This window comes from Psychrobacter sp. NC44, from assembly GCF_904846655.1.
Classification (GTDB): domain Bacteria; phylum Pseudomonadota; class Gammaproteobacteria; order Pseudomonadales; family Moraxellaceae; genus Psychrobacter.
The window spans coordinates 62,737-86,118 of record NZ_CAJHBN010000016.1 but is presented as its reverse complement, the minus strand read 5'-3'; the positions used below and the strand labels follow the sequence as shown (position 1 = coordinate 86,118).

14 protein-coding genes are annotated in these 23,382 nt (G+C 41.7%); 4 read left to right on the top strand and 10 right to left on the bottom strand.

Features of this window, described 5'->3' with window-relative positions; translation table 11 throughout:
- Positions 1–91: 91 nt before the first annotated feature.
- On the bottom strand, positions 92–1,273 hold the full coding sequence (locus tag JMX95_RS11570) for an aspartate aminotransferase family protein (RefSeq protein WP_201560880.1): 1,182 nt from the start codon (positions 1,271–1,273) through the stop codon (positions 92–94).
- A 47-nt stretch (positions 1,274–1,320) separates the two neighbouring features.
- A complete protein-coding gene (locus JMX95_RS11565) occupies positions 1,321–1,512 on the bottom strand; it encodes a DNA gyrase inhibitor YacG (RefSeq protein ID WP_045453002.1) in 192 nt (63 codons plus the stop codon).
- 209 nt (positions 1,513–1,721) lie between these two features.
- Between JMX95_RS11565 and JMX95_RS11560 the strand changes: the two genes are divergently transcribed.
- Positions 1,722–2,399: an SAM-dependent methyltransferase gene (locus JMX95_RS11560; protein ID WP_201560879.1), complete on the top strand. Its 678-nt coding sequence runs from the start codon at positions 1,722–1,724 to the stop codon at positions 2,397–2,399.
- Positions 2,400–2,553: 154 nt separating this feature from the next.
- Here the strand turns inward: JMX95_RS11560 and JMX95_RS11555 are convergent, their stop codons facing one another.
- Both JMX95_RS11555 and purD read right to left on the bottom strand, forming a co-directional pair.
- Positions 2,554–3,948 carry an ABC1 kinase family protein gene (locus tag JMX95_RS11555; RefSeq protein WP_201560878.1) on the bottom strand — a complete coding sequence of 465 codons (1,395 nt, stop codon included), beginning with the start codon at positions 3,946–3,948 and terminating at the stop codon, positions 2,554–2,556.
- Between the two features lie 298 nt (positions 3,949–4,246).
- Positions 4,247–5,575 carry a phosphoribosylamine--glycine ligase gene (purD, locus tag JMX95_RS11550; protein ID WP_201560885.1) on the bottom strand — a complete coding sequence of 443 codons (1,329 nt, stop codon included), beginning with the start codon at positions 5,573–5,575 and terminating at the stop codon, positions 4,247–4,249.
- A 457-nt stretch (positions 5,576–6,032) separates the two neighbouring features.
- On the opposite strand from purD, the gene JMX95_RS11545 reads away from it, so the two are divergent.
- Positions 6,033–10,880 carry an NAD-glutamate dehydrogenase gene (locus JMX95_RS11545; protein WP_201560877.1) on the top strand — a complete coding sequence of 1,616 codons (4,848 nt, stop codon included), beginning with the start codon at positions 6,033–6,035 and terminating at the stop codon, positions 10,878–10,880.
- Positions 10,881–11,039: 159 nt separating this feature from the next.
- Here the strand turns inward: JMX95_RS11545 and JMX95_RS11540 are convergent, their stop codons facing one another.
- The 5 genes from JMX95_RS11540 to JMX95_RS11520 form a co-directional block, all read right to left on the bottom strand.
- Positions 11,040–11,309: a hypothetical protein gene (locus JMX95_RS11540; protein WP_201560876.1), complete on the bottom strand. Its 270-nt coding sequence runs from the start codon at positions 11,307–11,309 to the stop codon at positions 11,040–11,042.
- Between the two features lie 90 nt (positions 11,310–11,399).
- The gene (locus tag JMX95_RS11535) at positions 11,400–12,137 is read right to left on the bottom strand and encodes a WG repeat-containing protein (protein ID WP_193216808.1); all 738 of its coding nucleotides are present in this window, start codon (positions 12,135–12,137) and stop codon (positions 11,400–11,402) included.
- Positions 12,138–12,174: 37 nt separating this feature from the next.
- A complete protein-coding gene (locus JMX95_RS11530; protein WP_201560875.1) occupies positions 12,175–16,158 on the bottom strand; it encodes an AAA family ATPase in 3,984 nt (1,327 codons plus the stop codon).
- 59 nt (positions 16,159–16,217) lie between these two features.
- Positions 16,218–17,732, bottom strand: a complete 1,515-nt coding sequence (locus tag JMX95_RS11525) for a leucine-rich repeat domain-containing protein (RefSeq protein WP_193216806.1) — start codon at positions 17,730–17,732, stop codon at positions 16,218–16,220.
- Complete coding sequence (locus JMX95_RS11520; protein WP_201560874.1) at positions 17,732–19,288, bottom strand: exonuclease SbcCD subunit D C-terminal domain-containing protein; 1,557 nt, start codon at positions 19,286–19,288, stop codon at positions 17,732–17,734. The genes JMX95_RS11525 and JMX95_RS11520 overlap by 1 nt, the downstream gene beginning before the upstream one ends.
- Positions 19,289–19,560: 272 nt before the next feature.
- Between JMX95_RS11520 and JMX95_RS11515 the strand changes: the two genes are divergently transcribed.
- Positions 19,561–20,226, top strand: a complete 666-nt coding sequence (locus JMX95_RS11515; RefSeq protein WP_201560873.1) for a DUF4377 domain-containing protein — start codon at positions 19,561–19,563, stop codon at positions 20,224–20,226.
- A 97-nt stretch (positions 20,227–20,323) separates the two neighbouring features.
- On the opposite strand, the gene cysG is transcribed toward JMX95_RS11515, so the two are convergent.
- Positions 20,324–21,976 (bottom strand): siroheme synthase CysG, encoded by a 1,653-nt coding sequence (gene cysG, locus JMX95_RS11510; RefSeq protein WP_201560872.1) that lies wholly within the window; start codon positions 21,974–21,976, stop codon positions 20,324–20,326.
- Positions 21,977–22,186: 210 nt separating this feature from the next.
- Here cysG and JMX95_RS11505 point away from each other — a divergent pair, with 210 nt between their 5' ends.
- Complete coding sequence (locus JMX95_RS11505; RefSeq protein WP_193007374.1) at positions 22,187–23,278, top strand: WG repeat-containing protein; 1,092 nt, start codon at positions 22,187–22,189, stop codon at positions 23,276–23,278.
- Positions 23,279–23,382: the final 104 nt, after the last annotated feature.

The window sequence follows — 23,382 nt, the reverse complement described above, 5'->3', positions numbered from 1 at the left end:
TCATAGGATTCTCCTGCTGATATATTTTAGCAGTTAATCTCTATTTCTAAGTGTTCTTATTTAGTGGGGGGATTACCATGTAACCAATCATTTAAAATGATGGTTTTAGCAAGTCAATCAGACGCTCAGCCACTTGTGTGCTCTCATCGCGGCTCATATTAAGCGGCGGTAGCAAGCGCACAACATGCCCACCAGTGACATTGATGATGAGCTTTTGTTCATCACGCGCACGATCAACCAACTGACTACAGTCCATGTCTTCAGGCAAAGCGATACCAATCATCATACCTGCACCACGACTGCTGACGCCATATTGTCCTAGTGTATCGACCAGCGTCTCTCGAATAAACAGCCCTTCGGTTACGGCATTGGTCATGATATCACTGTTAGCCAATACGTCATATACGCTATGTACTACACGACTGGCTAGCGGCGTACCGCCATAAGTAGAGCCATGACTACCAGCACCAAACAGGCCATTAGCGCGGCCACGTACCATACATGCGCCTACTGGAAAACCGTTACCCAAGCCCTTAGCCGTCGTCAATACATCAGGACGCGCATTACTATGTTGATAAGCGAAGTATTTACCCGTACGGCCATTACCTGTTTGCACTTCATCCAGCATAAATAGCCAGTTGTGGGCTTCACACTCTGCTTGTAGCTCTTCAAGATATGTAAATCCGTTAGCAGCAGTATTTAAACCCCCTTCACCTTGAATAGGCTCTACAAAGATGGCGCAAATTTCATCATGATCTTGCGCGGCTTGCTTAATCGCGGCAATATCGCCAAAGGGTACACGGATAAAGTCATCATCTAATGTGTAAAACCCTTCACGGGCTTTTGGGTTGGCGGTGGCTGACAATGATAATAAGGTACGACCATGGAATGACTGCTCCATAACGATGACTTTTGGGCGTTTAAAACCTTGCTGATAGGCATATAGACGCGCCAATTTGAGCGCCGCCTCGTTCGCTTCAGCACCACTATTGGCAAAAAACACACTGTCCATTTGGGCGGCTGTACATAGCACTTCACCCGCACGCTCTTGCCAGTCGATACCGAATAAATTACTGGTATGTACTAAAGTCGCTGCTTGCTGCTGAATGGCGTCAGTCACTTGCGGGTGGCAATGCCCTAGACCGCATACAGCAATACCAGTCAGCGCATCTAAATAAGGCGTGTCATCTTTGGTATATAGCCAGCTGCCTGAACCGCGTGTAAAGCTGATTGGCTGACGGTTATAAGTGGGCATCAGATAAGTAGCAGACATATAAAACATCCTTAAAATGATAAATTAGTTAAAAGAGAAGGTGTTGATTATAGCTCGTCAGAAAAAGGCGTGGTTTCTGCAGGTAAGGTATAGTCTTCATTTGCCCATGCACCTAAGTCGATAAGTTTGCATTGACTGCTACAAAACGGCTTGTATTTATTGTCTTGCCATGCTGTTTTAGTGCCACAACGTGGGCAAGGATAGGTTTTAGGGGAGGTGTGGGGGGTAGATTCAGTCATGATAAGGGTGAGAGTATCCTCGATTTATTTGTATGATGAACGTCATTAGCGAGCGGCAGTCGGTAATTGTATCTATTTTCACCTCGTATACGCTTGATAGACTACGATAGCGCGTTACTCGCTGTCGCTATATTACTATTGAAGTGGATTGGCTATATAATAGCATGCGCCCGAATAATGGCAAAAGACAAATACTTTAAGGATAGTAGATGAGCGATAATATTGAGCTTACACATCAGCAACAGCGAGCATTTCAACCAGAAAAGCTTTCAGCACCACGTGATTTTATCATGCCAAATATCATTCACGACAATAAAAGCGCTGTCCCTTTAATATTAGAAATTGGTGCAGGGAAGGGTAAGCATGCGCTTGGTTTCGCCGCAAAAAATACCGATAAGCATCTGATTGCGATCGAACGTACGCGAAATAAATTTGACGCTTTTGCCAAACTGGCAGTGCTACAAGATTCACCGAATTTAACTGCCATTCATGCTGATGCGATCGCATGGATTGTGCATGCCATTGAACCCAATAGTGTCAGTCAAATCTTCATACTGTACCCCAATCCTGAACAGCACAATCCCAACCAGCAATGGCTAAAAATGCCTTTTTTCGAGTTTTTATTGTCACGCTTGCAAGTAGGTGGAGAGGTGGTACTAGTAACCAACATCGAAGCCTATATCAATAATGCAGAGCAGCAAGCAACGGAGATATGGTCGTTGCCTAATGAGCGCTATCAAGTTGCTGATGACAGTCAGCGCACGCATTTTGAAATAAAATATTTAGCCCGTGGAGAGGTATGCTGGGAGCTTAATATGCGTAAGCCGGAGGGTTATAAAACTAGGTTTGATGAGTGGCAGGCAGATATTGTGAATCAAGTTAAATAGCCTAATTAATAAATCAAGACCAATCTTGCCGATATAAGTGCAAATTTGTAATATTTAAAATAGCCTAAGTAAATAAAATACTAAAAGATAAAACCGCCACAAAAAGGCGGTTCAAAAATTGCTTACTATTAAAGAAAATTTGCTTCAATCAAAACTATAAATAAGGTTTTACTAAAGTATCGGAATCAGTATAAGCGTCAAGCACCGTCAAAAAGGTATAAGCACCAATAAATTTTCGACTAATAAACATAAATTCTTTTGGTGGTAAGTTAAACTCAAAAGACTGCATCGCTTTTGTGGCTTGTGTTGAGAGGCGAGAGTGAAGTTTGCTGTTCGCCCAAATATAACGGTCGTCCTTATCTAGACAGTCGATAGGAATATCAGGATTGGTCGCTGGATCACTAAACGGTTCAGTTGCCAATAAAAATAGTGACGCCATATCAGAGCGTACTTTATTGCTCATACTATCAAAGAAGTCATAACCCGTCATCGCAAGCATCATCGCCTGATGGTCATGGCGGTAACCCGCTTTTAGTAAGCCATGCGCAATGGTCAAAAGGTTGTTATCAAATTGACGAATAGCACCAAAATCTAATAATACTAATTTATCGATATCGCCTTCATTTTCACTGACACGAACCAGATAATTACCAAAGTTGGGGTCCGTCTGCATTTCACCCCACACAAAAATCTCTTGCATCATGATTTCGATGGCTGCCTGACCAATAGCGTTACGACGCTCATGAGGTAATAATTGTAATGCCTCAGAAACTACGGTAATACCTGGCTCATAAGACATACAGAGTAGGCGTTTTTTGGAATAAGTGCGATTAATCTTGGGAACTATGTAACGCGGATCATTACTCAAGCGTTCATAAAAGCGTTCTGTCGTCGCGGCTTCAGCTTCATAGTCCACCTCATGATGGAGTAGGTCACGTATTTCTTCGAACCAAGCATCGAGCGAACGGGTCTGCGGAACGATATTACTAACTTTTAATAATTGCTTAAATAAAGCAAGATCTGAGTTGATCGCATCAGCAACACCCGGATACTGAATTTTTAATACAACTTGCTCGCCAGTTGCAATCACGGTGGCTCGATGAACTTGAGCGAGCGACGCAGTACCTATAGGAACCGTATCGACATCTAATTCATGTAGTTTTTCACCCAATAATTGCTGCAGCGTTTGTTGCATGGTTGGCCATGATAGCGTAGCGGTATCGTCATTGAGCGTTTGCAAGGCACGGGTGATTTCTGGTGGCAAAATATGTTCGCCATAAATCGCTAGCATTTGACCAATTTTGACGACCGAACCTTTTAGCTTACCTAGCTCTTCTGCGAGGTAGTTTGCTTGGGCTTCCATAAATACTTGGTTGCGTGCTGTGCGTGCTTCTTTATTTAAGAACATACCAGACACACTATTACCCGCCCAGCGGCGACCGATATTTAAGGAGGTTTTAGCAATCGACATTCGTCTATCAAACCCTGAGGTTTTTAAGTTATCGATGGATTGCTTGGTGCTAGAAGGTTTAGACGTATCATTTGCCATAAATATAATCATTCATCCAGTTGGTATTGATTTGTGGGTTCAAAACCTACAATACAAGGGAGATGCGATGTACGGGTACAAAATTGTATCATATAAAGCACATTTGGTTGATGAGCCTAAGCTTGCCAATAGCAGTTACTTTGTAAGCCGCAGTATATGTTTGCAGACTATAATTTCGTAAAAAATAATATCAAAAAATAAGACCTAGCATGATGCTAGGTCGAATCATAAAAGCTAAGAGTAATTTGGTGTATCAGACTAAAACTGCGAGCAGCTCTCGCCTGAGTAATATTTATTTTTAACTGTTTTCACGAGCAATGGCATGATGACCAATATCACGGCGATACTGTGCACCATCAAAACTAATCGCACCTGTTACCGCAAGTGCGGCTTGCTGAGCATCTGAAATACTATCTGCAAGAGCAGTCACGCATAATACACGTCCGCCATTCGTCACCACTTCTTTTTCACGGTCTATGGCATCACTGTCAGAAAAAGCAGTGCCAGCATGGAAGACTTTGACAGCGTTGTCATTATTGTCATCTAGTTCTGGCAAGCCAGCAATCACATCACCTTTTGATGATGTTTCAGGATAACCTTTTGAAGCAATGACGATACCGAGGGCAGGGCGGCTATCCCATTGAGCATCACTAGGCAACTGTCCTGCTAGACCTTTTGCCACCAAATCTACCATTGATGATTGTAAACGCATTAAGATAGGCTGAGTTTCTGGATCACCAAAACGGCAGTTAAATTCGATCACATAAGGGTCACCTGTTTCATCAATCATGAGACCTGCATATAAAAATCCCGTATAAGGGTGACCAGCATTATTCATTGCATCAACCACTGGTTGAATGACTTGGGTCATGACTTTTTCATGGACATCTTGAGTGACCACTGGCGCAGGAGAGTATGCTCCCATACCGCCTGTGTTCGGCCCTGTATCGCCTTCAAAAGCCCGTTTATGGTCTTGGCTCGTTGCCATTGGCAAGATATTTTTACCATCAATCATGCAGATAAAGCTCGCTTCTTCACCTTGCAAAAACTGCTCAATCACCACGCGGCTGCCTGCATCACCAAACTTATTGTCCGCAAGCATGTCATCGATGGCCTCATATGCCTGTTCGATAGTTTCTGCAACAATGACCCCTTTACCAGCGGCAAGGCCATCGGCTTTGATAACGATGGGTGCACCTTGTTCATCGATATAAGCTTTGGCAGCTACCGCTTCGGTGAAGCCTTTGTAGGCTGCGGTGGGGATATTATTTTGTTCCATGAATTCTTTGGCAAAGGTTTTGGAACCTTCTAATTGCGCACAGTATGCTGTTGGTCCCCACGCTTGAATCCCAGCATCGCGGCAAGCATCAACGATACCAGTGACCAAAGGCGCTTCTGGTCCAACAATGACCATATCAATGGCATTATTTTGGCAAAAATCGATGATTGCACTATGTTCACTAGCGTTCTCGCCCGTAGATACTAGGACAACGTTTTGGCATTTAGGTTCAAGCGCTGTACCAGCATTACCAGGCGCGACGTAGACATTATTGACCTTATCGTCTTTTGCACATTGCCATGCTAGCGCGTGTTCGCGACCACCTGAACCAATCACCAAAATATTCATCATACGTCTTGCCCTTAGCATTAAAATTAGTTATGAGTTAGCCACACACTCTCAAATATACTGGCATATTCTAACAAAAAAGTCGTACCGATTGCCATGAGTATCCACTTGCCAGCAATTAATCATCAATAAACGGAAAAACCTGTCTCATGAGCAAATGTTATCGACATGTTGCTGATTCATGAAATGATGTTGTACGCTTTAGCTGGCGCGCTATGTACGTTACACTTCACTAAATTAATGGCATTAAATCCCAATTGCGACATATTCCTAAAAACAAAGGTGAAAAAAGGAGAGAAACTTAAAATATCAAGAAAAAACAGAATAAATTGCGTAAATGGATATACTGCTCCGCAGCACCAATAATGTTTCACATATTTATGCGGTGCCATTAGTTAGTACGAATTAATAAACTTAAATAAATGATAAATTAAATCTATAAAAAAGGATGAAGGACATGCCAAACTCCCTCAGTATCGCAAAAGAGCGCATCAGCCAGATAAGCGATATTGCTACCAGTTATGTACAAAAAGACAAATCATTATTTGATCATTTTATTCATAGTTATTATCAGCCATTGCACGCAGAGGCAGCTGAGACTATCAGTAATGCTGACCTAGCGGGCATGGTATTACATCATTTTACGTTGCTCCAAGCCTATGATGGTAGCAAGCCACAACTGAAGGTGCTAAACCCCAAAGCAGAAGAGCAGCATTTTCATAGCTCACATACGGTTATTCAAATTGTTGCCTATGACAGACCGTTTTTAGTCGATACGATTTTGATGAGTCTTGAGTCTGAAGGTATCGATGTTCATCGTACTTATAACATCATTGTCAGTGTTGCACGTGATGATAATGGTCATATTACTCATGTCGAAGGCGCACATGAAAGCGCGACCTCTCATTTGTCTTTGATTCATTGTGAAATTGCCTATCAAGATGATGAAGATCTGGCTGCATTACAGCAAATGTTATTGGCAAAAATTGATACGCTAGATACAGTCGTTGGCGATTGGAAGCAGATGCGTGCGCAGTTGACGGATATCAAAGCTGAGCTATCAAACAAGCCACTGCCAGAAGTTTTTTACTCGCAGCAAGAGATACAAGCATTTTTAGATTGGATATTAGACGATCATTTTATATTCTTGGGTTATCGTGAATACCGTTTGGAAGGCGGGCAGGCTGTCGAAGTGAATGCTGAACCTGCTGATTTAGATTTATTCGCCATTGGTAATAGTGGTCTTGGTCTATTACGCGGTGCCGAAGAAGATAAACTGTCAGAAAGTTTTAGCCAATTGCCAAAAGTATTAAAGCAACTATTGACTGAACCGCGAGTATTGATGTTGTCCAAATCAAGCCGTGTATCGCCTGTGCATCGTCCCGTATATATGGACTTTTTGGGTATTCATAAGTTTGATGACAATGGTAAGCTGGTTGGTGAATATCGATTTATTGGTCTATTGACCTCACAAGCGTATCAACTAACGGTACAGCAAATTCCGCTATTACGTGACAAAGCCAATAAGATTATGGCGATGGCAGAATTGCCACGTGACGGTCATGCACACCATAAAATGATGCATGTGATTAACACCTTACCGCGTGACGACCTCTTTCAAGCCAGCGTTGAAGAGCTATATCCTATCGTTTCTGGTATCAGCCAATTGCAAGATAAAAAGAGCCTGCGCCTATTCAGCCGTGTGGATCATTATCAGCGCTTTGTCTCATGCTTGGTCTATATCCCGCGCGACAAGTTCAACACCGAGCTACGTATCAAAGTACAGAACGTCCTAAAAGAAGCCTACGGTGGCACATCATCAGGCTTTACCACAGAATTCAATGAATCAGCTCACGCACGTGTGCATGTCCATGTGCGTACGGTGCCAGGTCAAGTGAAAGACGTCGATACTGCTGCACTTGAAGCCAAACTATCTGCTTTAATGCAATCATGGAGCGACAGCTATCAAAAGATGCTGCTGGATAATGTGGGTGAGCAACAAGCCAATGCTTTAAACCGTCGCTTCTTAAATTATATCCCTGCCGCTTATCAAGAGCGTTTTGATGCCCGTACTGCGGTTGAAGACACCAAGCGTTTGGCTGTATTGACAGCAGAACAGCCGATGATTTGGCATTTATACCAGTCAACGGGCGATGCAAGCAATCAATTACACCTAAAACTGTATGGTCGTGAACAGCCTGTTATTTTGTCTAAGGTCCTGCCAATCCTTGAAAACTTTGGTGTGTCTGTCATTTCAGCGCAAACCTATGAGTTTGATTTGCCAGAGCAGCCCATTTGGATGCAAGAGTATGAACTGACACTAGAGCATGTCGATACTGTCAACATGCAAGTGGTTCGTGGTCAGTTTGAAGACAGTCTCAAACAGATTTGGGCGGGACATGTTGAGAGTGACTCCTTTAACGAATTGGTATTAACGACCAATTTAGACACTTATGATGTGGTGGTGCTACGAGCATTGTCACGCTATATGATGCAAGCAAAAGCACCATTCTCTAGTACGTATATTCAGCAAACGGTAGTAAAAAATAGCGACATTAGCGTGGCGCTCGGTAGTTTGTTTGATGCCCGTATGAACCCTAAATACAGTGAAGGTGAACGCACAGAAAAAACCGCGCAGATTCAACAGAAAATCACGGCGGCATTGGCAGGTGTGGATAGCTTGGATGAAGACCGTATCTTGCGTTGGTATTTAGATTTAATTAACGCCATGGTACGCACTAACTTCTATCAAACCGATAGCGATGGTCAGCGTAAAGATCGTTTATCGTTTAAGTTTTTGGCAGCAGATATTCCTAATCTACCAAAACCAAAACCGATGTTTGAGATATTCGTGTATTCGCCGCGTGTTGAAGCCGTGCATTTGCGCGGTGGTAAAGTGGCTCGTGGTGGTCTGCGTTGGTCAGATCGTATGGAAGATTTCCGCACCGAAGTGCTTGGTTTGGTCAAAGCACAGATGGTCAAAAACGCGGTGATTGTTCCTGTTGGTTCAAAAGGCGGTTTTATCGTCAAAACCAAAACCATGGCAGATGGTCGCGATGCATTCCAAGCCGAAGGCATTGCTTGTTATCAAGCATTCCTACGCGGCATGCTTGATGTGACGGATAATATCGTTGATGGAAAAATTGTCCCGCCAGCCAACACCGTGCGTCATGATGAAGATGATCCGTACTTAGTGGTCGCGGCTGATAAAGGAACCGCCAGCTTCTCTGATATTGCGAATGCCTTGTCTGCTGAATATGACTTCTGGCTCGACGATGCCTTTGCCTCAGGTGGCTCGGTTGGTTACGATCACAAAGCCATGGGTATCACTGCACGCGGTGGTTGGGAGTCGGTCAAACGTCACTTCCGTATGCGCGGCATGGACATTCAAAACCGTGATAACTTTACCGTGGTTGGTATTGGCGATATGAGTGGTGACGTATTCGGCAATGGCATGCTGCTATCAACCCATACCCAGCTGGTCGCTGCATTTAACCATCTACATATCTTTATTGATCCGAATCCAGACGCTGCTGCTTCACACGCAGAACGTGCCCGCTTATTTGACATGCCGCGTTCGACGTGGGATGACTATGAAAAGTCACTTATTAGCCAAGGAGGTGGCGTTTTCTCCCGCCAAGATAAGAGCATCACGCTCAGTGCTGAGATGAAACAGCGTTTTGATATCGCTGAAGACAGCATGGCACCCAATGAGTTAATCAGTGCGTTGTTAAAATCGCCTGTTGATCTTATTTGGAATGGCGGTATTGGTACTTATGTGAAAAGCGTGAATGAGAGCCATGCTGATGTCGGCGACCGTGCCAATGACGCGGTACGGGTCAACGGCAATGAGCTACGTACGGCTATCGTTGGTGAAGGTGGTAACTTAGGATTTACCCAGCAAGGGCGTATCGAATATGCACAAACGGGCGGTCGCATTTATACCGACGCTATCGATAACTCAGGCGGCGTAAACTGCTCAGATCATGAAGTGAATATCAAAATCTTACTTGGCAAAGTGGTCGAGCAAGGCGACATGACTTTAAAGCAGCGTAATGAGTTGCTTGAAAGCATGACTGATAGCGTGGCAGAACTGGTATTGCGTCAAAACTACCTTCAACCACAAGCCATTGAGCTTAGCCACATTCGTGCGGCGGCTAACTTAAGTGATCATCAGCGTTTTATTCAGATGTTAGAAGGTGAAGGGCGTCTTGATCGGGCGATTGAATATCTGCCATCAGATGAAGAAATTGCCAAACGTCAAAAAGCAGATACTGGCTTGACCAACCCTGAGCTGGCAGTTGTCATGGCTTATGGCAAAATGTGGATGTATGACAACTTGTTATCATCAGACTTGCCAGATGATGCGTACTTTATCAATGAGTTGCGTAAGTATTTCCCTGATGAGCTGGCGACGCGGTTCTTTGATGAGATGACTGAACACCGCTTACATCGTGAGATTATCAGCACCTATTTGACCAATAGTGTGGTCAATCGTTTGGGTATTGAAGCACTGTTCCGTCTTTATGAGGAAACAGACCAATCGCTGGCGACCATCGTGCGTGGTTATGCGATTAGCCGTGATGTCTTCAATGTGTCAAAAGCTTGGAACACGCTTGAAGCACTGGACAATCAAGTCGATGCTACATTACTGCTAACTCTTGAGCTGCGTCTACGTGACGCGCTTGAGCAAGGTGTTGTTTGGTTTATAAATGCCTTTGGTCAAGAATTGCAAGTCGCTGACATGATCAGTCGCTTTAGTGATAGTGTTGAGAAATTAACCAAATCAGGCGGCTTTATTGAGCAACAATTTGCAGAATACTTGCAAGAAGATACCACTAGCCTGATGCAGAATGATCTGTCTAATAATGATGCCGCGCTGTTTGCGATGCTGCCTTATCATGTTGATGCACTTGATGCCGCACTGCTCGCTGAGCAATATGAGCGTCCTGTTGATGAGATTGCAACGTTGTACTTTGATGCCTATCACGTCTTGCAGTTAGATTGGATGATGGACAACATCGCCACGTTACCACAGCAAGACTACTGGGATCGCCGCGCGCGCCATGCGTTGATGAACGAGCTGTCACGTAGTCTACGTCTACTGATGGATGCCATATTATCTAAACCAGATGCGAAGCAAGCATTTGGTGAATGGCGTTCACGTCACTTAGATCATTTGGAGTCAGTCACCACAGAGATGAGCAAGTTAGATAATCTGCATAGCAATGATGAAAATGGTCAAATTGGTCTTTCAACGTTGTCAGTATTGATGAGTGAGCTAAGCGGTTTAGTAACTAAGTAATTAGTTATTAAGTAATTACTATTAAGTACTAGTGACTAAGTAAAACGCCTAAATAAATCAATGGTCTTTGACATAAAACCCCACCGTTATAAGCTAACGGTGGGGTTTTTTATTGATTAATACTATCGATCGTATCTACAAAGTACCAAAATTAGATATTTACTCTACTGTTATCAGGGTATTTAAACGTACCAATTTTCCATTGTTCTCAAACCATACTTTATCCGCGTCATCGCGATAACTGTCAAATTTGGGTGTTAGTATCACGTCACCTTTATCATTAATCAGCCCAACCTTGCCAGCCTGTTTAAAGGTATAAAGCTGATGATAGAGCAGTTTTCTAATAGGCGCATTAGAGGAAAAAGTCAGCTTACCATTAGCAGCAACAATGTCGGCACTAATAATATACTCTTGGATATCTTCACTCATAGCAGTCGCTATGTCATCAGTAATCTCATGAGATAAGCTGCTGCGCAAAAATAGTAGTGGATTGGCGTTATTATTAAAGGACTCTATATGCTAATTGGCTGCAAATGGAATGATGACGTCATTATTTTGGTCAATCAGTGCGGTCTCACCTTGCAAACTTACTTGCAGATATAAAGGCTGACCCGTACAAGCGTTAAGCGGATTAATGGCTTCGTACTGCGGCATCACCGCCCAGTAGCCTTTATCATCAAGTAGTCCTGTCAGACTTTTATGATTGCTCGCTGCATTATCCGTTACTAAAAAATAATCTTGGTCATAATCAGGATCATAGTGCGCATGCTGGATATGAGCGTTTGCTAACGGATAAACCCACTCGCCATGACGATTGATAATACCTTGTTTGGTATTGCCCTCTGATGACTTAACGCTGACAATAAAGCTGGTCGTTATATCAGGTTCAGTTTGAATATCGTCATACTCAAAAGGCACAATTATCTTGCCAGCTGCGTTTACGACACCATATTTTCCGTTTTTCTGAGCCAATAAATACTTATCCATCAATATATAGCCGTCTGTCAATCCATCGAGAATAACGGTGCCATTTAAATCTTGTAGCTGCTGCGACCCATCTGTTAATTCGACTAACTTGCCAGCAAAGGGTACGTTAGTTTCAATACGCTCAAAATAGCTATTCGGTAAATAACCAGCGCAGCTGATGGTTGCCTGAGCGGTGCCAGTCGCGATAACCAAGACTCCAACTAAAACAACGGGCAGGGCGTTAGCAATCTTTGCGTTACCCACACTCTGTATAACTCTACTTAGCATCATAATAATATCATCATAGTCCTTTCATCTCTTTCACACTTTAAACAGCATCTTTAGTGGTGACTCTACTACAGCCTTGACCACTTATTTCACTATAACCACCTGAGAGCTTCTTCACGTGAATTTGGGTAAAAATGCGTGCTTTCAGCGCTTGCACATGAGAGATGATACCAATGATTTTACCTTCTTGTTGCAAGTTGGTTAAGGTGTCGAGGGCAATATCTAATGACTCCTCATCAAGCGTGCCAAAACCTTCATCCAAAAACAGTGAATCGACCCGCGTATTTTGGCTGGCCATTTGTGATAAGCCAAGCGCTAGAGCGAGACTGATAATAAAACCTTCGCCACCTGATAGGTTCTTGGTACTACGAATATCACCGCCTTGATAATTATCAATAACGTTGAGCTCTAGCGGATTATTAATATCGGGTGTTAGCAAATAGCGGTCACTCATTTTCTTCAATTGAATATTGGCATGGTCAATCATAATTTTAAAGGTTAAACCTTGTGCAAAATTGCGATATTTTTTACCATCTGCTGAACCGATAAGCTCATACAGCTGCTGCCACACTTGTAAGGCTTCTTTTTGAGCATTTATGGCAATATTTTGCGTTGTTTGCGCCACTTTTTGTTGTTCATTGTCTATTAGTCGCTGCTTAATTGCCCCAATTGCGCCCAATCGCTGCTCATTCTCTAACTTGAGTTCAGTATGCTTACTGGCAAGACTGTCTCGATTCTCATCTGTCAGCTCAGTTAATGCCAAAGATACCTTTTCATCGAATGCATGCTGCGTCTGTTTTAATTGCATGTTGGCATGATTTAAAGCCTGTTCAATAGAGGCGTATTGCTGTTGGAGCGTATCACGTGTCGCTTTCGGCAGACGAGCGTTAAAAAAATCAGTTTCAGTATCGAACTGCGATTGTATTAACACGCTTGAAAACTCACTTTCCTGTGTGCTAAGCGTGATAGAAATCTTACTAAGATCAGTTGATAGTTGTTGGGCACGATTCTGTAGTTGCAACAGCAACTGCTCGTTATTATCTCGTTGCCTTTGTGCTTCTACCTTTTTGGACTTCGCGTTATCAAGTGCTGTATGCAAACGATTGCTTTCTTCATCAGGATCTTTATCAGTGAATTTCTGTGTTCTATCGTCTTGTAATTGCTTAAGCGCTGTTGTTTGTTCTTCGATACTGTTGTTAAGCTTATTAAGCTCAGTATTTTCATTATCCAACTGTACTTGCTTGGCCTCAATTAGAGTGGTTAATTTACTACTTTCCGTTTGTAAGGTTTGGGCGCTGTCTTTTTGAGCATGAAAGTACTGTTTCAGCTGTTTTAAACCCAAACTTAGCTGGCGCAAATGACCAATATATGTATCACTATCCTGTTGATTAACAACTATTTTATCTTGAATGCTATTGTTTAATATTGATAAAGTATTTTTTATTGCAGTAGAATCTGTTATTACACTATGGGTTGAATCATTATCAGATATCTTGCTTAAATGATTTTGATATTGATCAGCCGGATAGGTTTCTACCACAGTCGCTACCGCAGCTATTACTGTGGTCAGCTCCACAAAACTTGCCTGTAGCACGCGATCTATGTCGTCTATTCGTTGAGTGTTGAGCCTAATATCAGTGGTTATCTTATGATTATCATTATGGTAGTGCTGCTGTTGTTTTTGAGTATTATCAAGCGCTTCGGTCGTCTCAGACAGTGTTTGAGTGAAGCTGTCATATTGGTTAAGCGTACTTTTGATCCTTTCTTTTTCTTGGCTCAGTGCTGCTTTAACATCGTTGACGGTAGATAATAAATGGCTAAGCAACTGTGGGTCTGTGCTTATACTGTCGGCAGCATCGCCAGCTAAATACTGAGTAACTGACAGTATTTTATTATTCATATCACTTATAGGCTGAACAATAGTGTTGATAGCAGTGTCAGAATTGATATTATTTTCGATATAGCTATTGATATCGCTACAAAGCGTTTGCGCTTGCATGCGTAATGTGGCGAGTTGATTGCTTTCATTTTGCAGCTGGTTTTGTTTGCCAGCATATTGACTTTGACAATCTGATAATTCGTGCGTCATATTATCTATACGCATATCAATATTAATAATCTGTTGCCGTGTTTGTTCCGTTAATGAGGTCTCATGTTGGCTATTATGACTTTCTAATAGTGGGTGCTGCTGTCCGTAGGGGTGTTCAAGCGCTCCGCATAATGGACATGGCATGCCATCCTGTAACTCGATAATATAATTCTCAAGATTAGCAACTTTCTGTAGTGCTTCAAGATAGTCTTGCTTGTCTTGGCGTTGAGTTTTTTCGCCTTTAATAGCTGATTCATGATTAGTTATTATATCTCTAAGCGTATTCAATGCTTGTTGGATATCTGGCACAGCTGCGCTAACAATAGTTATTCTTTCTGAAACGTCAGCCAGTTGCTGGAGTCCAAGGCGTATTTGTTCACTGTGCTGAGTAAGCGTGTCTATATAATCAATATCAGCACGTAGCTCATTTGGTGACTTATCTTCTAATAATGCCGTTTGCTGCTGTTGTAATTCTTTAAGTACTTGTTGTTTTTGCTCAATAAGCTTGTTATCTGCTTCTTGTTGCTGATTGAGAGTCGAAAGTTGTTGTTGCAACTGGCTATTTGAGTGTTGATACGCCTGTTTATTGTCACTTGATTGAATATTGCTCTGTAGCAATGATTTCATACGAGTGCAATTATTATTAAAGGTAATAATATCGCTATCAATATTATTTAGCGCACTACGCTCGCCTAGATAGCTTGCGATACGAGTCAGCTCACTCTTAATATCTTGCTCTGCTGTTTGATGTATCATTATTTCTTGTGATAAGCGCTGGATACTCGATGATAAGATGTTTTTGCGCTGATTATCAGCGGCTAACGTATGTGTGTGCTGCTGTATTTTGGTATCGATTTTTCGCACGCTATCGATGATGGGCTGGGTATCGCGTAGCTCATTTTCCAGTTGGGATTCAGAGGTATTGGCAACGTTAAAAGTCGTGGTCGCTTGCTCTAATAATGTTGTTTGAGTAGGGATTTTATCAAGTAAATCCTGTTGTTCATTGCTGAGTTGTTTGCTTATATCACGACTGTGCGTCAGTGCTTGAAAAGCGCCTTCAATCTCAAGCGCCTTATTGGCCGCATTTAGACGCAAAGCATTGGGAACAAAGTCTTGCTCATCTTGTGTGGCGTTGGTCAGTGCGGTGAGATTTTGCGCTAAGCTTTGCTTTAATTTCGCAACGTCATCTAGCCAGCCCAGTTGCTTAGTGATGGTATCAAAGTCTTGCTGCTGCGTTGTTTGTAAGCTTTGCTGCGTTTGTAGTTCTGTTATCAGTTGTGCTTCGTTTTCAGCACTCAATAAGGGTAAGCTATCCACACCAGCTTGCAATTTAGCAAGCTCATGCTCCTTATCCCGTTTTTTCTCAAAGACATTTTTAGATATTTGCGCATAAATATCAGTGCCAGTTATTTTCTCTAAAATAGCGGCTCTTTCCCATGTATCTGATTTTAAAAAAGCAGCAAAACCACCTTGCGCCAACATAATTGAGCGCGTAAATTGGCTAAAATCCATGCCAATGAGTTCTTTGATAAACGGCGCTGTTTTAGACTTAGCATCCTCTAAGATATCACCTGTTTCAACGTCACTGATCTCATGGATAATAGAGGCAAGCTTGCCTTTGGGTTTTTTATGCGCGCGATGCTGATACCAAAAGCAGCGATAATGCTTACCGCCAATTTCTATAACCACTTCAGCTGAACACTCGCCAGTACCTTGGGTCATCATCTCATTAGATGCACCTGTGATATCACCCAGTCTCGGAGTCTGACTGTATAGCGCTAAGCAAATCGCATCCAAAATGGTAGTCTTGCCAGCGCCAGTATGTCCGGTAATGGCAAAAATACCTTCGCTAATAAAAGCGGGGTCGGTGAAGTCAATAAGCCACTCGCCTTTGAGCGAGTTTAGGTTTTTTAGGCGTAATTCTATTAGGCGCATGGCAGGGTCTTATAAAATTTGGTAGTAAAATTAGGGTGTTTTATTTTTTGTCATCATTATTAAGCAGGGATTCGCTTAAAAGGCTTGATAAAAAAACGGAAAATAAAATTACTTATAGATTTGAATATAGAGGGTTTGTAGTCATCCAAGATGACAATAAGGCTGGGTAACTGAATTAATTTTTGAAAGCTTTTAGGTAGCACTTTAATATTATTGTGTTCAAAATTAAGTACACTGAGGTTAGTTAGCTGGCCAATACTATCTGGAAACTCATTAAGTTGATTGTTGTCTAGTGTCAGTTGCTCTAACTCTATTAAATCACCAATACTATCTGGAAGTTCAGTGAGTTGATTGTTGTCTAGTAAAAGAACTGCTAATTGATGGAGACAGCCTATATTACTAGGCAATGTGGTTATTTGATTGTTTTCGAGTGCTAGAACAGTCAACGTCGATATATTGCCAATACTGTCAGGTAATATGGATATTTTATTACCACTAAGTGTTAATAGACCTACTTGAATGTCATTTGGAAACTCAGTGATTTTATTATTATTCAACGACAATCCGTATAACTCAGAAAAATCCCTAAAACTATTGGGTAATCGCTCAATTTGGTTGTTATTTACGCTAAGCAGTGTTACTTGTGTGCATCTTGGAAGTTCAGTGAGCTGATTAAAATCCAGATTAAGCGTGTGTAATTGTGTCAAATTAGAGATATTAGATGTGATACTTGATATCTGATTATTAGGCAGATGAATATTTACTAGTGAAGGAACATTATACAAAGCTTCAGGAAATTGAGTAAGATTGTTATCGCTAGCATTAATGATAGATAGCTCGGTAAGCTTACTAATATCATTAGGTATGTGAGACAGGTTGTTTTCAGAGATTTCAAGATGCTCTAATAGATAAAGCTCAGTAATGATTTCAGGGAATTGACTGAAGCTGTTGTTACCAATACTCAGTAGTGAAAGCTGGGTTAATTTGTTCATACTATCTGGTAATTCTTTGAGTTTATTGTCAGATAGCATCAGCTCGTCCAGCGCGGTGAGATCACCAATGCTATCAGGCAGAGAGGAGAGGTTATTTTCATGTACACTTAGTGTTTTTAGTTGCTGTAGTGCACCAATCCAGCTTGGTAGTTCAAGTAATCCACAATCAGAAGCTTCAAGAACTTCTAGTTTAGTAAGGTTGTAAATACAACTGGGTAAGTGTGTTAACGTATTATTTGCAAAAGCTAACTGAGTTAGTTGTGTCAGGCTAGCTATACTATCAGGCAGATTCTTCAAACTATTAAAATTCAGGTTAAGCTTAGTGAGATTAATAAGGTTGCTAAAATTATCAGGTAAGGTCGTTAAGTTGTTAAGGCTCACATCAAGCGTAGTAAGGTTAATAAGATTGCCAAAACTATCGGGCAGATCATTTATTTGCTTGGACGCCATATTTATTTCTGTGACTTGATCCAATTGTCTGACGCTTCTTGGAATAATGTCTTCTGAAATATTATTTTTAATAGCCCAATCAATAATCGGTTTTAATTTTTCGTACTTTGTATCCCAATTTTGTTCGGTCATTATTCTGCTCTACTGTCTGTATGATGAATGGCATGCAGTATTTGCTCATAAGCGTCGCGTAGGCTCAGCTTCTGCGCGTCTGTTACCTCATTAAGCGTCAGACAGCGTTCAAATACTTCTAACTCATTTAAATCTTGTAAGGTTTCAGAGGCTGACTCTTGATTGAGCACCTTATCATAAGTGGAAAGGTTTTTGATTTTCAGTACCTCACATGGCAAGCCGTCTACTATAGCTTCTATTTGTTCACGCAGATTGGCAACAATGTCATCGCCAGTATAAATAACTTCAAGCCAAGTTGACTCTAACGATGAGCACGACTGCGTCAGCGTATGAATGGTTGTCTCAATGGTTTGCATATCACCTGAGACTTGCGCTAATGACTGAAAACAAGGAATGGGGACAGAGAGGACTTGCATGTCACGGTCAGTGTCGTGATGCAGCAATGTCGAATCTTTACTAGGGTTTTTATCTCTCGTAAGTTGAGGTAATAACTGGTGATTACTACTTAGAGGGTCGTTACTTTCTGATTCTGATAACGATATAACTTCCTCTTTAGAAGTATCTTCAAAGCCAAATAAGTCATCCATAAAGTCGTTATTGCTCTTAGTACTGCTCAAGGTTTTCTTATTTTCCGCAGGAGTAACTTCCGTTTGTAGGTCTGAGCTATTAATAACACTATCATTCATGAATTTTTCATTACCAAACCGTACCAATAATACCTGTTTTTGCTGGCGAGCTTCGCCAAAACCCATGGCAATAGGCGAGCCTGAATAGCGAATATGCTCACGTCCTCCAACGCGCTGCGGCACATGCAAGTGTCCAAGCGCCACATAATCAAAGCACTCATCAAACATATCGGCAGATATTTTACCTAAGTTACCGACATATAAGTCACGTACGCCATCATCTGCTGTTGTACTGCCACCAGCCGCAAATAAATGCCCTGTAGCAATAATAGGAACATTATGAACATGGTGCTCAATAGTCTCAGTAAGCTCATATTGCTTGGCTTTGGCAATGCTAGCCACTTCATCGTAATGAGCACGAATGCCTTTGATGACATTGGCATCTTTGCTATCAGCCGACTCGCCAGCACCACTACTTCTAACATCACGGTCACGTAAATAGGGGACGGCAGTCACGATACAATACGGAATATCGTGCTCGTCATTTAGAACCAACACTTCATCATTTAAGTCTTCACAAGCCATACCAATGACATGTACGTTTAAAAACTTTAATACTTGATTGGGCGCATCTAAAAATGTAGGTGAATCGTGGTTACCTGCCACAACAACGATATGTTGACAGCATGATTTTGAAACTTTTCCTAAAAATTCATAATATAGCGCTTGAGCTCTATTGCTTGGGGTCATGGTGTCAAAGATATCACCAGCAACAATTAATATATCCACTTTTTGCAGGCTAATGGTGTCTTGCAACCAATCTAAAAACGATTCAAATTCGTCATAACGCATTCGTCCATAAAGCCTGCGCCCCAAATGCCAGTCGGAAGTATGAAGGATAGTGAGAGGTTTGGTAGTAGATACAGGCATAATTGAGCTTCATGATGGATAAAAGACATCGATTATTCTAGCAAGAATTGGTGCGATTTGCTTTGTTATAAACTTAACAGTAAAGCAAAGTGGATACGAATGAGTAGTGACATTGAGCCGTAAATGAAACGATGAACGTTTATTAAAAATAATGGCTATTTAAAAAAGCTGATTAACAAAGCGGATTGTTAATAGTATTAAGTAACAAATAAATGGTACTAGAAAAGGTCCATATTTAGTAACATCCAAGCCATTATTAATAAGGGTATGTTATGTCGTTTATCAGATTATGCACATTGGCTTTAATTGCCACTTCCTTTTTGGCTGCTTGTAGCAGTTATGAGCAAGCAAATATGAATAATAAAACCAGTGTGAGTCAAATAAAAGATAGCACCGCGTTTGTCCATTCGATTAAACCGAGTCATTCTGACGCAATCATTGGTCAAGTGACTGAGGTCATCTCGCAAGACAGAGAGCAGCAAAAAGTTACTATCGTCGCTCAGGATGGACAGACGTATACCGCAGAAATCAGTAAAGCCAACTTTGCTCAGAAAAACGCCCATCAAATGCAGAAATTAACCATAGGCGATTATGTTGAAGTGATGGGAGAGCAATCGACATTACAATCAGAGATAGATAGTAAGCGCCACATTACTGTCCATGCGATGCCTTATGTTTTACGTAAAATCATCATCGCTGACCATCAAGTAGACTGTGTCGGTGTTGCGCCGCAATCATGTTTACTGACTAAGCCTGCTGAACAAGCTAACGCCGACTGGGAGTATCGATATAGTGGTATAGAAGGTTTTGATTTTGAACCTAATTATGAATACACTTTGCTCATCAAGAATACACCTATTAGCAATCCGCCTGCTGATGCATCATCAATTCATAGCACGCTAATAAAAGTCATTGAGAAACGAAAGACCAAATCTTAATTGTTAAAAACGAATAGCTCATAAAAGATCAATAGCGTTATACTCAAAAGCCCTGCTAATCTACTGGCAGGGCTTTTTGGAAATTTAAAATCATACTTCAACCAATCACTAACTGCTCCAAACCATCATCAGCCGTTGCTAAATTGGCCACCATTGATAACGCATGGGCTTGCTGGCTGGTATGATCTGCCTTTGGTGTAGCCGCTGTGCCACCACGTAGCCAGTTACTAGCTGTAGTGTCACTATTGTTGTTTTTCTGCTGATTTTGCAAATTATACCAAGCCAAATCATGATGGAGTGCGACCACGTCTCCCATAATGAGCAAGGCTGGCGTGGGTAGCTGATTTTTTTCTTGCAACTCAACGATGTCGGCAAGCGTTCCCGTTAATACCTGCTGATTGGGCATACTGGCATTGGAGACGATGGCGATTGGGGTGTCGCTACTGCGCCCTGCATCAATCAAGCCTGTCGTCAAACGCGCCAGCGAATGCAACCCCATATAAAAGACGACTGTTTCATCCGTATTCAAAAAGCTCTTAAAATTGCTATTGGGTGCGCCAGCCTTTAAAAATCCAGTGACAAAACGCACCGACTGCGAATGGTCACGGTGAGTCAATGGAATGCCAGCATAGCTTGCGGCGGCATTGGCAGCGGTAATACCAGGTACGACTTGATAAGGGATACTGTGCGCACGCAAACTCTCAATTTCTTCGCCGCCACGTCCAAAGATGAAGGGATCACCGCCTTTTAGGCGCACCACACGGCGACCTTCTTTTGCGCTATTGACCAACAACTCATTGATGCCCAATTGCGCCACAGCATGATTGCTACGTTTTTTGCCAACAAACACTTTATCAGCATCACGGCGGCATAGGTCTAATACTTGTGGTGAGACGAGCGCATCATAGTAGACGATATCCGCTTGTTGCATCAAACGCAGCGCTTTAAAAGTGAGCAGCTCTGGGTCACCTGGGCCTGCACCAACGATATAGACTTCGCCTATAGCGTTTTCTGTTTCTATTGGCGCATCTGATATCACGGGAGCAGAGGTTGAAGCGGATTCCGCAACAGTGCTAAGCGCATTATCATCTGCGGTATTTTTTGCAGTGATTGCCGCAGTGGTGCTATCTAGATCTAACTTTAATTGCGCAGCTGCTTCCTTTTCATTACCGGCAAACATCAGCTGACTGACTTGACCCTCAAAGGCACGCTCCCAAAACTGTCGACGTCCCGTCAATGTTGGAATTTTGGCTTTGACTTCACTTCGAAACTCGCCAGCCAGCTTGGCCAATTTACCATAACCTTGCGGAATCAAGGTTTCGAGGCGTGCTCGCAATAGACGTGCCAGCACTGGCGCTTTGCCGTTTGACGATATGCCAATCACGATTGGATTGCGATCAACAATCGCGGGGAAGATAAAATCGCACAAATGGGGCGTATCGACTACATTAACTGGAATGTTTAGCTCAGTGGCATCAGCATGTATTTGATGGTTAAGTGTCTCATCGTCAGTGGCAGCAATAATGACGCGCGAGTCTGTCATATAGGTTTTATTATAGTTTTTATAAATCAATTCGTGCTTGCTATCACTTAACAAGGCTTGTATTTCGTGGCTAATGCTTGGTGCAAGGACAATAATACACGCGCCAGCACGGCTGAGCAAATCCGCTTTACGTAGCGCCACATCGCCGCCGCCGACGATAAGTACTTTGCGACCTTCTAATTTAAAAAATAATGGAAAGGTGTTCATAGGATTACCTGTAATTCATTCAATGTAAGGTATGTCGCTATTATGATGTATCACAGGCATACGCTCACGTAGCGAATTGGCATTAGCATATTCGTTTTTGTCATGTTGGTGAGGGTTTTTGGTGTAAAAGGGAATAGATTAGAATGTGCAATCTTAGTCAATATAAGACATAATTTCAGTCTTGAAATTTAAATAGTGAAGATAAGAACCATGATTCTGAACAATAATCGCAGAAAACCAATAACATATTCTTTTGCTATATTTGGATTATCCTTTGGTTTGATGCTAAATGGTCAAGCCGCAACCAATTTAGAGTCTAAATTAGAGAAAGACGATACAAAGGAAATGGTTTATGAGAGCGATAATGATTTTTATGAAGGGATGGCAAGAATAGAGCAAGATGATAAATATGGTTTTATTGATAAGAATAATAAGATAGTCATTCCAGTTAAGTATGACGATGCCAATGCTTTTTTTAAAGGATTATCGCGAGTCAGCCTGAATGGTAAGTGGGGCTTAATTAACAAAATGAATGAACAAATAATCCCCATAGAATATGATGAAGTGAGTCCCAGCTTTGAATTTAATCTAATAGCCGTCAGTAAAGGTGGGAAATGGGGTTACGTCAATAAAAAAAATAAAGTCGTTATTCCTATAATATATGATGAAGTAGGTGGGTTTTCAGAGGGATTGGTTAGCGTACAAAAGGATGATAAGTGGGGCTTTATGAATGATAAAGGCAAGCTAGTCATACCGATAGAATACGATAATGTAAATTATTTAATAGAAGGTTTGGTTGCTGTTGCTAAAGATGACAAGTGGGGTTTCTTTAACAATAAGGGTGAGCAAATTATTTCTTTACAATATGATTACGCCAGTAGCTTTCAAGAAGGTCTAGCGCCAGTCAAGCTTCACAAAAAATACGGATATATCAATAAACTAGGTGAAGGAATTATTGACTTTTCTTATGATTCCGCTGGTAAGTTTTCTGACGGCTTAGCATTGGTTAATAATGCTTATAAAACAACGTACGAGGTCGGTACAGTCGAAAGATATAAAATGGGATTTATTGATAAAAAAGGCAATATCGTCATTCCTTTAATTTATAATTTGAGTGACAAGTTCTCTGAAGGTCTGGTTGCAGTTCATAAAAATGGTAAAGGTGGTTATCTAAATAAAGCAGGACAGACAGTCATTCCCTTTGATTATGATCAAGTTGACTCCTTCCTTGACGGCAAAGCTTATGTTTATAAAGATGGCGAAGGCTACTATATCGATAAACGAGGACAGCGACTGCATTGATTTAGCTCTTATAACTATTTATTTACAGAAAAATTTGGAGCTAAGCTAAAGTCTGATCTTGTGATGAACTTGACCTATCACGTAAGGCATTTGATTTACGTGAT

Coding starts and splice junctions, on each gene's coding strand:
- purD (WP_201560885.1), bottom strand. CDS start 5,575: ATGAATATTTTGGTGATTGGTTCAGGTGGTCGCGAACACGCGCTAGCA.
- JMX95_RS11520 (WP_201560874.1), bottom strand. CDS start 19,288: ATGCCTGTATCTACTACCAAACCTCTCACTATCCTTCATACTTCCGAC.
- JMX95_RS11505 (WP_193007374.1), top strand. CDS start 22,187: ATGATTCTGAACAATAATCGCAGAAAACCAATAACATATTCTTTTGCT.
- JMX95_RS11555 (WP_201560878.1), bottom strand. CDS start 3,948: ATGGCAAATGATACGTCTAAACCTTCTAGCACCAAGCAATCCATCGAT.
- JMX95_RS11560 (WP_201560879.1), top strand. CDS start 1,722: ATGAGCGATAATATTGAGCTTACACATCAGCAACAGCGAGCATTTCAA.
- JMX95_RS11525 (WP_193216806.1), bottom strand. CDS start 17,732: ATGACCGAACAAAATTGGGATACAAAGTACGAAAAATTAAAACCGATT.
- JMX95_RS11570 (WP_201560880.1), bottom strand. CDS start 1,273: ATGTCTGCTACTTATCTGATGCCCACTTATAACCGTCAGCCAATCAGC.
- JMX95_RS11545 (WP_201560877.1), top strand. CDS start 6,033: ATGCCAAACTCCCTCAGTATCGCAAAAGAGCGCATCAGCCAGATAAGC.
- JMX95_RS11515 (WP_201560873.1), top strand. CDS start 19,561: ATGTCGTTTATCAGATTATGCACATTGGCTTTAATTGCCACTTCCTTT.
- JMX95_RS11535 (WP_193216808.1), bottom strand. CDS start 12,137: ATGATGCTAAGTAGAGTTATACAGAGTGTGGGTAACGCAAAGATTGCT.
- JMX95_RS11530 (WP_201560875.1), bottom strand. CDS start 16,158: ATGCGCCTAATAGAATTACGCCTAAAAAACCTAAACTCGCTCAAAGGC.
- JMX95_RS11540 (WP_201560876.1), bottom strand. CDS start 11,309: ATGAGTGAAGATATCCAAGAGTATATTATTAGTGCCGACATTGTTGCT.
- cysG (WP_201560872.1), bottom strand. CDS start 21,976: ATGAACACCTTTCCATTATTTTTTAAATTAGAAGGTCGCAAAGTACTT.
- JMX95_RS11565 (WP_045453002.1), bottom strand. CDS start 1,512: ATGACTGAATCTACCCCCCACACCTCCCCTAAAACCTATCCTTGCCCA.